13 protein-coding genes and 1 other annotated feature are annotated in these 13,554 nt (G+C 42.5%); all 13 genes read left to right on the forward strand.

What is annotated here, in order from left to right:
- Positions 1-31 precede the first annotated feature (31 nt).
- The 13 genes from sigH to rpsL all read left to right on the forward strand — a co-directional run bounded on the left by sigH (position 32) and on the right by rpsL (position 13,552).
- The gene (gene sigH, locus LWH95_RS18330) at positions 32-688 is read left to right on the forward strand and encodes an RNA polymerase sporulation sigma factor SigH (protein ID WP_003225758.1); all 657 of its coding nucleotides are present in this window, start codon (positions 32-34) and stop codon (positions 686-688) included.
- Between the two features lie 91 nt (positions 689-779).
- A complete protein-coding gene (rpmG, locus tag LWH95_RS18335; RefSeq protein ID WP_003156421.1) occupies positions 780-929 on the forward strand; it encodes a 50S ribosomal protein L33 in 150 nt (49 codons plus the stop codon).
- Positions 930-962: 33 nt separating this feature from the next.
- Positions 963-1,142 carry a preprotein translocase subunit SecE gene (secE, locus tag LWH95_RS18340; protein WP_003242024.1) on the forward strand — a complete coding sequence of 60 codons (180 nt, stop codon included), beginning with the start codon at positions 963-965 and terminating at the stop codon, positions 1,140-1,142.
- Positions 1,143-1,325: 183 nt separating this feature from the next.
- On the forward strand, positions 1,326-1,859 hold the full coding sequence (gene nusG, locus LWH95_RS18345) for a transcription termination/antitermination protein NusG (protein WP_003225764.1): 534 nt from the start codon (positions 1,326-1,328) through the stop codon (positions 1,857-1,859).
- A 167-nt stretch (positions 1,860-2,026) separates the two neighbouring features.
- Entirely contained in the window at positions 2,027-2,452 is a 426-nt protein-coding gene (rplK, locus tag LWH95_RS18350; protein ID WP_003156430.1) for a 50S ribosomal protein L11, read from the forward strand.
- 94 nt (positions 2,453-2,546) lie between these two features.
- Complete coding sequence (gene rplA / locus LWH95_RS18355) at positions 2,547-3,245, forward strand: 50S ribosomal protein L1 (RefSeq protein WP_003242022.1); 699 nt, start codon at positions 2,547-2,549, stop codon at positions 3,243-3,245.
- 45 nt (positions 3,246-3,290) lie between these two features.
- Positions 3,291-3,431: a sequence feature (ribosomal protein L10 leader region), on the forward strand.
- 65 nt (positions 3,432-3,496) lie between these two features.
- Positions 3,497-3,997: a 50S ribosomal protein L10 gene (rplJ, locus tag LWH95_RS18360; protein ID WP_003242020.1), complete on the forward strand. Its 501-nt coding sequence runs from the start codon at positions 3,497-3,499 to the stop codon at positions 3,995-3,997.
- Between the two features lie 45 nt (positions 3,998-4,042).
- Positions 4,043-4,414 carry a 50S ribosomal protein L7/L12 gene (rplL, locus tag LWH95_RS18365; protein WP_003156436.1) on the forward strand — a complete coding sequence of 124 codons (372 nt, stop codon included), beginning with the start codon at positions 4,043-4,045 and terminating at the stop codon, positions 4,412-4,414.
- Between the two features lie 89 nt (positions 4,415-4,503).
- A complete protein-coding gene (locus LWH95_RS18370; RefSeq protein ID WP_003242018.1) occupies positions 4,504-5,109 on the forward strand; it encodes a class I SAM-dependent methyltransferase in 606 nt (201 codons plus the stop codon).
- A 244-nt stretch (positions 5,110-5,353) separates the two neighbouring features.
- Positions 5,354-8,935: a DNA-directed RNA polymerase subunit beta gene (gene rpoB, locus LWH95_RS18375; protein WP_019257278.1), complete on the forward strand. Its 3,582-nt coding sequence runs from the start codon at positions 5,354-5,356 to the stop codon at positions 8,933-8,935.
- A gap of 61 nt (positions 8,936-8,996) precedes the next feature.
- On the forward strand, positions 8,997-12,596 hold the full coding sequence (rpoC, locus tag LWH95_RS18380) for a DNA-directed RNA polymerase subunit beta' (protein ID WP_003225772.1): 3,600 nt from the start codon (positions 8,997-8,999) through the stop codon (positions 12,594-12,596).
- A 178-nt stretch (positions 12,597-12,774) separates the two neighbouring features.
- Complete coding sequence (locus LWH95_RS18385) at positions 12,775-13,023, forward strand: 50S ribosomal protein L7ae-like protein (RefSeq protein ID WP_003242012.1); 249 nt, start codon at positions 12,775-12,777, stop codon at positions 13,021-13,023.
- 112 nt (positions 13,024-13,135) lie between these two features.
- On the forward strand, positions 13,136-13,552 hold the full coding sequence (gene rpsL / locus LWH95_RS18390; protein WP_003225781.1) for a 30S ribosomal protein S12: 417 nt from the start codon (positions 13,136-13,138) through the stop codon (positions 13,550-13,552).
- Positions 13,553-13,554: the final 2 nt, after the last annotated feature.

The following is a 13,554-nucleotide window of genomic DNA, read 5'->3' on the forward strand; positions in this document are numbered from 1 at the left end:
ATTTCTATCTACGTGCGCCGGGGGGATCGGAGTGAATCTACAGAACAACAAGGGAAAATTCAACAAAGAGCAGTTTTGCCAGTTGGAGGACGAGCAGGTCATTGAAAAGGTTCATGTTGGGGACAGTGATGCGTTAGATTACTTGATTACGAAGTACCGAAACTTTGTTCGGGCAAAAGCAAGATCCTATTTTTTAATAGGAGCGGACAGAGAGGATATTGTTCAGGAAGGTATGATAGGCCTCTATAAGTCTATTCGTGACTTCAAAGAGGACAAGCTTACCTCATTCAAAGCTTTCGCAGAATTATGTATTACCCGCCAAATTATTACCGCAATAAAGACAGCTACTCGCCAGAAACACATTCCTTTGAATTCCTACGTCTCATTAGATAAACCGATTTTTGATGAAGAATCAGACCGAACGCTGCTTGATGTCATTTCAGGAGCGAAAACCTTAAATCCTGAAGAAATGATCATCAATCAGGAAGAATTTGATGATATTGAAATGAAAATGGGAGAACTATTAAGTGATTTAGAGAGAAAAGTACTCGTCTTATATCTCGACGGAAGAAGTTACCAAGAGATTTCGGATGAACTGAACCGACATGTGAAATCGATTGACAATGCCCTTCAGCGTGTGAAACGCAAGCTGGAGAAGTACTTGGAAATTCGCGAAATCAGTTTGTAATAGGTATTTATGTTATATTGACAGTATTTTTCTGACTATGATATGTTACTAAAGATAAAGATAATGTCTATTTAGAAAAAGGTGTAATGACATGAGAAAAAAGATTACGCTAGCATGCAAGACATGCGGAAACCGTAATTATACGACAATGAAGAGCTCTGCATCAGCGGCTGAGCGATTAGAAGTAAAGAAATACTGCAGTACTTGCAATTCACATACAGCTCATCTTGAAACAAAATAGTTTTTGCGCTTTTAAATTGTGGAGGTCTTTTACATGCGTATTATGAGATTCTTTAAAGATGTTGGGAAAGAAATGAAAAAGGTAAGCTGGCCTAAAGGAAAAGAGTTAACGCGTTATACCATTACGGTGATTTCAACAGTTATCTTTTTTGTTATCTTTTTTGCCCTCCTTGACACAGGAATTTCTCAATTAATTCGTTTAATAGTTGAATAATGATCAGCAATACGTGCTATAATAGATCATAATATCACTTGCCAAAACCCGTTCAGCGGGTTTTTTATTGTGGCTTAAAATGAAAGTTATCATAGGCTTGCCGCCTATTTTTTGCTTGAAGCGTTATTGGTAATTCACAAAAACCAAATGCGGGGAGGGAAGGACTGGACAGTCCTGAAGAGAATGGAAAAGAATTGGTATGTTGTTCACACGTACTCTGGTTATGAGAATAAAGTAAAAGCCAACTTGGAAAAACGTGTTGAATCAATGGGGATGCAGGATAAAATTTTCCGTGTAGTTGTACCTGAAGAAGAAGAAACGGATATCAAGAACGGCAAGAAAAAAGTAGTGAAAAAGAAAGTATTCCCTGGTTATGTGCTTGTAGAAATTGTAATGACAGACGACTCTTGGTATGTTGTCCGCAACACGCCGGGCGTTACTGGATTCGTAGGATCTGCCGGCTCTGGTTCAAAACCGACGCCGCTTCTTCCAGGCGAAGCAGAAACCATTCTGAAGAGAATGGGCATGGACGAACGCAAAACTGACATTGACTTTGAACTGAAAGAGACAGTGAAAGTGATAGACGGACCTTTTGCCAACTTTACTGGATCAATTGAAGAGATTGATTATGATAAAAGCAAGGTCAAAGTTTTCGTTAATATGTTTGGCCGTGAAACACCGGTTGAGCTGGAATTTACCCAAATCGATAAATTGTAATGTGAAAAAACTTGAAATTGCTATATATAAATGATAATATAGCAAAGGTACGTCTTGGACTTATCCAAGGCAACTAGCTTGATATTTCGTCATTCATATAAAGAATGAAACCTTGAGTGGGAGGGTTTACCCTATTACCACATCACGGACTTAAGGAGGTGTGTCTCGTGGCTAAAAAAGTAGTAAAAGTTGTAAAATTGCAAATTCCTGCTGGAAAAGCTAACCCAGCACCACCAGTTGGACCTGCACTTGGTCAAGCCGGTGTTAACATCATGGGATTCTGTAAGGAGTTTAACGCTCGTACAGCTGACCAAGCTGGTTTAATCATTCCTGTTGAAATTTCGGTTTACGAAGACCGTTCATTTACATTTATTACAAAAACTCCACCTGCTGCAGTATTGCTTAAAAAAGCGGCTGGAATTGAGTCTGGTTCTGGTGAACCAAACCGTAATAAAGTGGCAACCGTTAAGCGCGATAAAGTACGCGAAATCGCTGAAACGAAAATGCCTGACTTAAACGCAGCAGACGTTGAAGCGGCAATGCGCATGGTTGAAGGTACTGCCCGCAGTATGGGTATTGTAATCGAGGATTAATTTGTTTCTTGTCGGGTTGCGAGTTTTAACAAGTTCGCAACCCTTATTCGTGGGAGGTTATTCCGCTATAACCACATAAGGAGGAAATTTTAAAATGGCTAAAAAAGGTAAAAAGTACGTTGAAGCTGCTAAGCTTGTAGATCGTTCAAAAGCTTACGACGTTTCTGAAGCAGTAGCTCTCGTTAAAAAAACAAACACAGCTAAATTCGACGCTACAGTTGAAGTGGCTTTCCGTCTTGGGGTTGACCCTCGTAAAAACGACCAGCAAATCCGTGGAGCAGTTGTGCTTCCAAACGGAACTGGTAAAACTCAGCGTGTTCTCGTTTTCGCAAAAGGCGAAAAAGCGAAAGAAGCTGAAGCTGCTGGTGCAGATTACGTTGGCGATACTGACTACATCAACAAAATTCAACAAGGCTGGTTCGATTTCGATGTAATCGTAGCTACACCTGACATGATGGGTGAAGTTGGTAAAATCGGTCGTGTACTTGGACCAAAAGGTTTAATGCCAAACCCTAAAACTGGTACAGTTACTTTCGAAGTTGAAAAAGCAATCGGCGAAATCAAAGCTGGTAAAGTTGAATACCGCGTTGATAAAGCTGGAAACATTCATGTTCCTATCGGTAAAGTTTCTTTCGAGGATGAAAAACTTGTTGAGAACTTCACAACAATGTACGATACAATCCTGAAAGCTAAACCTGCTGCAGCAAAAGGCGTTTACGTGAAAAACGTTGCTGTAACATCTACTATGGGACCTGGTGTCAAAGTAGACTCTTCAACTTTTAACGTAAAATAATATTGACATGACATCAACATTCTGATATGATTCAAAATGTTGTAAAATAGAATATCATTTATACCGTAGACAGTAGGGGCCTAACCGCTTAATTATCCTACCGAGGTGTATATTATCACAGCTATTACGTTACGTATGCTTGTATATACAGCCTCCATGTCTCATGGAGGCTTTTTATATGGAATCCGTCGTCTCAGTCGTGATCACCTAACGGTATAAGTGTTACACAAGAATCTACAGGAGGTGTAACCATGAGCAGCGCAATTGAAACAAAAAAAGTTGTTGTTGAAGAAATTGCTTCTAAACTGAAAGAAAGTAAATCAACGATCATCGTTGACTATCGCGGACTTAACGTTTCTGAAGTAACAGAACTTCGTAAACAGCTTCGCGAAGCTAACGTTGAGTTCAAAGTTTACAAAAATACGATGACTCGCCGTGCGGTTGAACAAGCTGAGCTTAATGGTTTGAATGATTTCTTAACTGGACCGAACGCGATTGCATTCAGCACTGAAGATGTTGTCGCTCCGGCTAAAGTTCTTAATGAGTTCGCTAAAAATCACGAAGCTCTTGAAATCAAAGCTGGCGTTATCGAAGGTAAAGTTTCTACTGTTGAAGAAGTGAAAGCTCTTGCTGAACTTCCATCACGCGAAGGCTTGCTTTCTATGTTGCTTAGCGTACTTCAAGCTCCAGTTCGCAACTTTGCTCTTGCTGCAAAAGCTGTGGCAGAACAAAAGGAAGAACAAGGCGCTTAATCTAATCAGTTTTTCATAAATTAAAACAAAATGGAGGAATTACAAATGGCTTTAAATATCGAAGAAATCATTGCTTCCGTTAAAGAAGCAACTGTACTTGAATTGAACGACCTAGTAAAAGCAATCGAAGAAGAATTTGGCGTAACTGCTGCTGCTCCTGTAGCTGTAGCTGGCGGAGCTGCTGCAGGCGGAGCTGCTGAAGAGCAAAGCGAATTCGACCTTATCCTTGCTGGTGCAGGTTCTCAAAAAATCAAAGTTATCAAAGTTGTACGTGAAATCACTGGTCTTGGCTTGAAAGAAGCTAAAGAACTTGTTGACAACACTCCAAAACCACTTAAAGAAGGTATTGCTAAAGAAGAAGCTGAAGAGCTTAAAGCTAAACTTGAAGAAGTTGGCGCTTCTGTAGAAGTTAAGTAATCTTCACTTACCTGTAGGGGAAGCTCGCTTTTATGAGGCGGGCTTTTTCTTTGCCATTCTTTAAGCCATGAAAAAAGGAGGTTCCGAGTATGAGTGAGCATTATTATTCAGAAAAACCTTCAGTAAAAAGCAACAAGCAAACCTGGTCTTTTAGGCTTCGTAATAAAGATTTCACGTTTACCAGTGACAGCGGGGTTTTTTCTAAAAAGGAAGTTGATTTTGGCTCCCGTCTGCTGATTGATTCTTTTGAAGAGCCTGAAGTTGAGGGCAGCTTTCTTGATGTAGGCTGCGGGTACGGCCCGATAGGTCTATCGCTGGCCAGCGACTTTAAAGACCGGACCATCCACATGATTGACGTTAATGAGAGAGCTGTAGAGCTATCAAATGAAAATGCAGAACGAAACGGAGTAACAAACGTTAAGATTTATCAGAGTGATTTGTTTTCGAACGTTGATTCTGCTCAAACATTTGCTTCTATTCTTACAAATCCCCCAATCCGAGCCGGAAAAAAAGTTGTCCATGCTATCTTTGAGAAAAGCGCTGAACACTTAAAAGCTTCAGGTGAGTTGTGGATCGTCATACAGAAAAAGCAAGGCGCGCCTTCTGCCATTGAAAAGCTCGAGGAACTGTTCGATGAAGTTTCTGTCGTTCAAAAAAAGAAAGGCTATTATATCATAAAAGCAAAAAAAGTTTGACTCGGTATTTTAGCTATGTTAATATTATAAAATGCCAATGTATATATTTTGCTTGATATGATGAATTGTCAATATCTATGTATAAATTATACAAGTATGGAAATGCTAATAAAATCGGTATTTGTTTTTGGATGTGGTTTTCTTAATTAGAAACCCTTTTTTCTTTTGTCTTGTAAAAGTATTTCTTTCTTTGGAAGAGATGCTTATTACACATATAATACGCATGATTTGAGGGGTGAATCAGTTGACAGGTCAACTAGTTCAGTATGGACGACACCGCCAGCGCAGAAGCTATGCTCGCATTAGCGAAGTGTTAGAATTACCAAATCTCATTGAAATTCAAACCTCTTCTTATCAGTGGTTTCTTGATGAGGGTCTTAGAGAGATGTTTCAAGACATATCACCAATTGAGGATTTCACTGGTAACCTCTCTCTTGAGTTCATTGATTATAGTTTAGGTGAGCCTAAATATCCTGTAGAGGAATCAAAAGAACGTGATGTGACTTACTCAGCTCCGCTAAGAGTGAAGGTTCGTTTAATTAACAAAGAAACTGGAGAGGTAAAAGACCAAGATGTCTTCATGGGTGATTTCCCTATTATGACAGATACAGGTACTTTTATCATTAACGGTGCGGAACGCGTTATCGTTTCCCAACTTGTTCGGTCTCCAAGTGTATATTTCAGTGGTAAAGTAGACAAAAACGGTAAAAAAGGTTTTACCGCAACTGTCATTCCAAACCGTGGCGCATGGTTAGAATACGAAACTGATGCGAAAGATGTTGTTTATGTCCGCATTGATCGCACACGTAAGTTGCCGGTTACGGTTCTTTTGCGTGCTCTCGGCTTCGGCTCCGATCAAGAGATTCTTGATCTCGTAGGAGAGAACGAATACCTGCGAAATACGCTTGATAAAGATAACACAGAAAACAGCGACAAAGCGCTGCTTGAAATTTACGAGCGTCTCCGTCCTGGAGAGCCGCCTACAGTAGAAAATGCGAAAAGCTTGCTTGATTCTCGTTTCTTTGATCCGAAACGATACGATCTTGCAAATGTAGGACGCTATAAAATTAATAAAAAACTTCATATTAAGAATCGCCTCTTTAATCAGAGACTTGCTGAAACGCTTGTTGACCCTGAAACAGGAGAAATCTTGGCTGAAAAAGGTCAGATTCTTGATAGAAGAACACTTGATAAAGTACTGCCATACTTAGAAAACGGAATCGGTTTCAGAAAGCTGTATCCGAATGGCGGCGTTGTTGAAGATGAAGTAACTCTTCAATCAATTAAAATCTTTGCTCCGACTGATCAAGAAGGAGAACAGGTTATTAATGTAATCGGCAATGCTTACATTGAAGAAGAGATCAAAAACATTACACCTGCTGATATTATTTCTTCTATCAGCTACTTCTTCAACCTGCTGCACGGAGTAGGCGACACAGATGATATCGATCATCTTGGAAACCGCCGTTTACGTTCTGTAGGTGAGCTTCTCCAGAACCAATTCCGTATCGGTTTAAGCCGTATGGAGCGTGTGGTTCGTGAGAGAATGTCAATTCAAGATACGAATACAATTACACCTCAGCAGCTGATTAATATTCGTCCTGTTATTGCGTCCATTAAAGAGTTCTTTGGAAGCTCTCAGCTTTCTCAATTCATGGATCAGACGAACCCGCTTGCTGAATTAACGCATAAGCGCCGTCTGTCAGCATTAGGACCGGGCGGATTAACACGTGAACGTGCCGGAATGGAAGTGCGTGACGTTCACTACTCCCACTATGGCCGTATGTGTCCGATTGAAACGCCTGAGGGCCCGAACATCGGTTTGATCAACTCACTTTCATCTTATGCAAAAGTAAACCGTTTTGGTTTTATCGAAACGCCATATCGCCGTGTTGACCCTGAAACAGGGAAGGTAACTGGCAGAATCGATTACTTAACTGCTGATGAAGAGGATAACTATGTTGTCGCTCAAGCGAACGCTCGTCTTGATGACGAAGGCGGATTTATTGATGACAGCATCGTAGCCCGTTTCCGCGGAGAGAACACCGTCGTTTCCAGAAACCGTGTGGACTACATGGATGTATCGCCTAAGCAGGTTGTTTCTGCTGCGACAGCATGTATCCCGTTCCTAGAAAACGATGACTCCAACCGTGCCCTCATGGGAGCGAACATGCAGCGTCAGGCTGTGCCTTTGATGCAGCCGGAAGCACCATTCGTTGGTACTGGTATGGAATACGTATCAGGTAAAGACTCTGGTGCCGCTGTTATTTGTAAACATCCTGGTATCGTTGAACGCGTAGAAGCGAAAAACGTCTGGGTTCGCCGTTATGAAGAAGTAGACGGTCAAAAAGTAAAAGGAAACCTGGATAAATACAGCCTGCTGAAATTTGTCCGCTCTAACCAAGGTACGTGCTACAACCAGCGTCCGATCGTAAGTGTCGGCGATGAAGTGGTAAAAGGAGAAATCCTTGCTGACGGTCCTTCTATGGAGCTTGGTGAACTTGCACTTGGCCGTAACGTAATGGTCGGCTTCATGACATGGGATGGCTACAACTATGAGGATGCCATCATCATGAGTGAACGCCTTGTGAAGGATGATGTTTATACATCTATCCACATCGAAGAATACGAATCAGAAGCACGTGATACGAAACTTGGACCTGAAGAAATCACTCGCGATATTCCAAACGTCGGTGAAGATGCGCTTCGCAATCTTGATGACCGCGGAATCATCCGTATTGGGGCAGAAGTAAAAGACGGAGATCTTCTTGTTGGTAAAGTAACGCCTAAAGGTGTAACTGAACTGACTGCTGAAGAACGCCTGCTTCACGCCATCTTTGGTGAAAAAGCCCGCGAGGTTCGTGATACTTCTCTTCGTGTGCCTCACGGCGGCGGCGGAATTATCCACGACGTTAAAGTCTTCAACCGTGAAGATGGAGACGAACTTCCTCCGGGTGTTAACCAGTTGGTACGCGTATATATCGTTCAGAAACGTAAGATTTCTGAAGGGGACAAAATGGCCGGTCGTCACGGTAACAAAGGTGTTATCTCTAAGATTCTTCCTGAAGAGGATATGCCTTACCTTCCTGACGGCACACCAATTGACATCATGCTTAACCCGCTGGGCGTACCATCACGTATGAACATCGGGCAGGTATTGGAGCTTCATATGGGTATGGCCGCTCGTTACCTTGGCATCCACATTGCATCTCCTGTATTTGACGGAGCGCGTGAAGAGGATGTTTGGGAAACACTTGAAGAAGCCGGCATGTCTCGTGACGCCAAAACGGTGCTTTACGACGGACGTACTGGAGAGCCGTTTGATAACCGCGTATCTGTCGGTATCATGTACATGATTAAACTGGCTCACATGGTTGACGATAAACTTCATGCGCGCTCTACAGGTCCTTACTCACTTGTTACGCAGCAGCCTCTTGGCGGTAAAGCGCAATTTGGCGGACAGCGTTTCGGTGAGATGGAAGTTTGGGCACTTGAAGCTTACGGTGCGGCTTACACTCTTCAAGAAATTCTGACTGTTAAGTCTGATGACGTGGTTGGACGTGTGAAAACATATGAAGCCATCGTTAAAGGCGACAACGTTCCAGAACCAGGTGTTCCGGAATCATTCAAAGTATTAATCAAAGAACTTCAAAGCTTAGGTATGGATGTCAAAATCCTTTCCGGTGATGAAGAAGAAATAGAAATGAGAGATTTAGAAGACGAAGAAGATGCGAAACAAGCTGACGGTCTGGCATTATCAGGTGATGAAGAGCCGGAAGAAACAGCATCTGCAGACGTTGAACGCGATGTAGTAACAAAAGAATAATCTCTAGTTATAAAGGCAAGTGACATCGGTTAATCCGAAGATAAAAAGGGAGGTAGGCCCCTTGCTAGATGTGAACAATTTTGAGTATATGAACATCGGTCTTGCTTCACCGGATAAAATCCGTTCATGGTCTTTTGGTGAAGTGAAAAAGCCTGAAACGATAAACTATCGTACGTTAAAACCTGAAAAGGACGGTCTATTCTGCGAACGCATTTTCGGACCGACTAAGGACTGGGAATGTCATTGCGGGAAGTACAAGCGAGTTCGTTATAAAGGCGTAGTTTGTGACCGCTGCGGAGTCGAAGTAACACGGGCTAAAGTCCGTCGTGAGAGAATGGGGCACATTGAACTGGCTGCCCCAGTTTCCCACATTTGGTATTTCAAAGGTATTCCAAGCCGTATGGGTCTTGTGCTGGATATGTCACCTCGTGCTTTAGAAGAAGTCATTTACTTTGCTTCTTACGTTGTAACTGATCCTGCAAACACACCGCTTGAAAAGAAACAGCTTCTGTCTGAGAAAGAATACCGTGCTTATCTTGATAAATACGGTAATAAATTCCAAGCATCAATGGGTGCAGAAGCGATTCATAAACTTCTTCAAGATATCGATCTTGTAAAAGAAGTTGATATGTTAAAAGAAGAGCTGAAAACATCACAAGGACAGCGCCGTACTCGTGCGATCAAACGCCTTGAAGTTTTAGAAGCCTTCCGTAACTCAGGAAACAAGCCTTCTTGGATGATCCTTGATGTGCTCCCTGTTATTCCTCCTGAGCTTAGACCGATGGTTCAGCTAGATGGCGGACGTTTTGCGACTTCTGATTTGAACGACCTTTATCGTCGTGTCATCAACCGTAACAATCGTTTGAAACGCCTTTTGGACCTTGGTGCGCCTAGCATTATCGTTCAAAACGAAAAACGTATGCTTCAAGAGGCTGTCGATGCCCTAATTGACAACGGCCGCCGCGGACGTCCTGTAACGGGTCCTGGTAACAGACCGTTAAAATCTCTTTCTCACATGCTGAAAGGGAAGCAAGGCCGTTTCCGTCAAAACCTTCTTGGTAAACGTGTCGATTACTCCGGACGTTCTGTAATCGTTGTTGGTCCTCATTTGAAAATGTACCAATGCGGTTTACCGAAGGAAATGGCGCTTGAGCTTTTCAAACCTTTCGTTATGAAAGAACTTGTTGAAAAAGGTCTTGCTCACAACATTAAGAGTGCGAAACGTAAAATTGAGCGCGTACAGCCTGAAGTATGGGATGTACTGGAATCAGTTATTAAGGAGCATCCGGTACTTCTGAACCGTGCCCCTACACTTCACAGATTAGGTATTCAGGCGTTTGAACCAACGCTTGTTGAAGGACGCGCAATCCGCCTTCACCCGCTCGTATGTACAGCTTATAACGCTGACTTTGACGGTGACCAAATGGCGGTTCACGTACCATTATCTGCTGAAGCACAAGCTGAAGCACGCATCTTGATGCTTGCTGCTCAAAACATCTTGAACCCTAAAGATGGTAAACCGGTTGTAACACCGTCTCAGGATATGGTACTGGGTAACTATTACCTGACACTTGAGCGTGCCGGTGCTGTCGGTGAAGGTATGGTCTTCAAGAATACAGACGAAGCGCTTCTTGCTTATCAAAACGGATATGTTCACCTTCATACGAGAGTAGCTGTTGCAGCTAACTCCCTTAAGAATGTGACATTTACCGAAGAACAGCGCTCAAAATTGTTAATTACAACTGTTGGTAAGCTTGTCTTCAATGAAATTCTTCCGGAATCATTCCCTTACATGAATGAGCCAACGAAGAGCAACATTGAAGAGAAAACACCTGACCGTTTCTTCTTAGAAAAAGGTGCCGATGTTAAAGCTGTCATTGAACAGCAGCCAATCAATGCACCGTTTAAAAAAGGTATTCTGGGTAAAATCATCGCGGAAATCTTTAAACGATTCCATATCACGGAAACGTCTAAAATGCTTGACCGCATGAAAAACCTAGGTTTCAAATATTCAACAAAAGCTGGTATTACAGTTGGGGTTTCTGACATCGTCGTACTCGATGATAAACAAGAAATTCTTGAGGAAGCGCAAAGCAAAGTTGATAACGTCATGAAGCAATTCCGACGTGGTCTAATCACAGAAGAAGAACGCTATGAGAGAGTTATCTCTATCTGGAGTGCTGCAAAAGACGTTATCCAAGGCAAACTGATGAAATCACTTGATGAGCTCAACCCGATCTACATGATGAGTGACTCTGGTGCCCGTGGTAACGCGTCTAACTTTACGCAGCTTGCCGGAATGCGCGGCCTGATGGCCAACCCGGCTGGACGTATCATTGAATTACCGATCAAATCAAGTTTCCGTGAAGGTCTGACAGTATTGGAGTACTTTATCTCCACTCACGGTGCGCGTAAAGGTCTTGCCGATACCGCCCTTAAAACTGCTGACTCAGGTTACCTTACACGCCGTCTCGTTGACGTTGCGCAGGATGTTATCATCCGTGAAACTGATTGCGGAACTGACCGAGGCATCCTTGCTAAGCCACTTAAAGAAGGAACTGAAACCATTGAGCGCTTAGAAGAACGCTTAATCGGCCGTTTTGCACGAAAACAAGTGAAGCACCCTGAAACAGGTGAAGTGCTTGTAAATGAAAACGAACTGATCGATGAAGATAAAGCACTGGAGATTGTAGAAGCCGGCATTGAAGAAGTGTGGATCCGTTCTGCCTTCACATGTAATACGCCTCATGGTGTATGTAAACGATGCTATGGCCGAAATCTTGCAACTGGCTCCGATGTTGAAGTCGGTGAAGCGGTCGGTATCATTGCTGCCCAATCAATCGGTGAGCCTGGTACACAGTTAACAATGCGTACATTCCATACAGGCGGGGTTGCCGGAGACGATATCACACAGGGTCTTCCGCGTATCCAAGAGCTTTTCGAAGCGCGTAATCCGAAAGGTCAGGCAACAATTACAGAAATCGACGGTACAGTCGTTGAGATCAATGAAGTTCGTGATAAGCAACAGGAAATTGTGGTTCAAGGCGCAGTGGAAACACGTTCTTATACGGCACCTTATAACTCCCGCCTGAAAGTAGCGGAAGGAGATAAAATTACTCGAGGCCAAGTACTGACAGAAGGTTCAATCGATCCGAAAGAGCTTCTTAAAGTGACTGACCTGACAACTGTTCAAGAGTATCTTCTCCATGAGGTTCAAAAGGTTTACCGTATGCAGGGTGTTGAAATCGGTGATAAACACGTAGAAGTAATGGTTCGCCAGATGCTTCGCAAAGTTCGTGTGATTGACGCTGGTGACACTGATGTGCTTCCAGGTACATTGCTTGATATTCACCAATTTACTGAAGCGAACAAAAAGGTATTGCTTGAAGGCAATCGTCCTGCTACAGGCCGTCCTGTCTTACTCGGTATTACAAAAGCATCTCTTGAAACTGATTCATTCTTATCTGCTGCTTCCTTCCAGGAAACAACACGTGTCCTTACAGACGCAGCGATCAAAGGTAAGCGTGACGAGCTTCTCGGCTTGAAAGAGAATGTTATCATCGGTAAGCTTGTTCCTGCTGGTACAGGTATGATGAAATACCGTAAAGTAAAACCAGTTTCAAATGTTCAGCCGACTGAAGACATGGTTCCGGTTGAATAACTGATTTAAAGCTGCTGAAAGACTGCCAAAACAGTCTTTCAGCAGATATTTTTAATAAAAAATCACTCTATGAGAAGTACGAAACTAAAAAATGTCATACCTTGTTGACATTCGTCTCCTAGAATGATAATATAACCAAGGTGCTCGAAATAAACCTGTTACTTTGGAGGATATGTTTATGTCTTATGATAAAGTATCACAGGCCAAATCAATTATTATTGGTACGAAGCAAACAGTGAAAGCTCTAAAACGAGGTTCAGTAAAGGAAGTAGTCGTTGCAAAAGACGCAGATCCGATCCTCACGTCAAGTGTTGTTTCACTTGCGGAAGATCAAGGTATCTCTGTCTTAATGGTTGAATCCATGAAAAAGCTCGGCAAAGCCTGCGGAATTGAGGTAGGAGCAGCCGCTGTTGCCATTATTTTATAACGTACTTTTGTTTTTACGTAAGATTTATCTTATGTAAAGACATTGTTTTTTGCCTTTTGATGAACCACCTGGGTATGTGGGTTATAAAACGTAACGAAGGGAGGAAAAAATCATGCCTACAATTAATCAGCTAATTCGCAAAGGACGCGTGAGTAAAGTAGAAAACTCAAAGTCTCCTGCACTTAACAAAGGATACAACAGCTTTAAAAAAGAGCACACTAATGTATCTTCTCCACAAAAACGCGGGGTATGTACTCGTGTTGGTACAATGACACCGAAAAAACCGAACTCAGCACTTCGTAAATATGCTCGTGTTCGTTTAACTAACGGAATCGAGGTTACTGCTTACATTCCTGGTATCGGTCACAACCTGCAAGAGCACAGTGTTGTACTTATCCGCGGCGGACGTGTAAAAGACTTACCAGGGGTACGTTACCACATCGTTCGTGGTGCGCTTGACACTGCTGGAGTTGAAAACCGTGCACAAGGCCGTTCTAAATACGGTACGAAAAAACCTAAAGCAAAATAATA

This window comes from Bacillus sp. G16, from assembly GCF_021282335.1.
Taxonomy (GTDB): domain Bacteria; phylum Bacillota; class Bacilli; order Bacillales; family Bacillaceae; genus Bacillus; species Bacillus inaquosorum.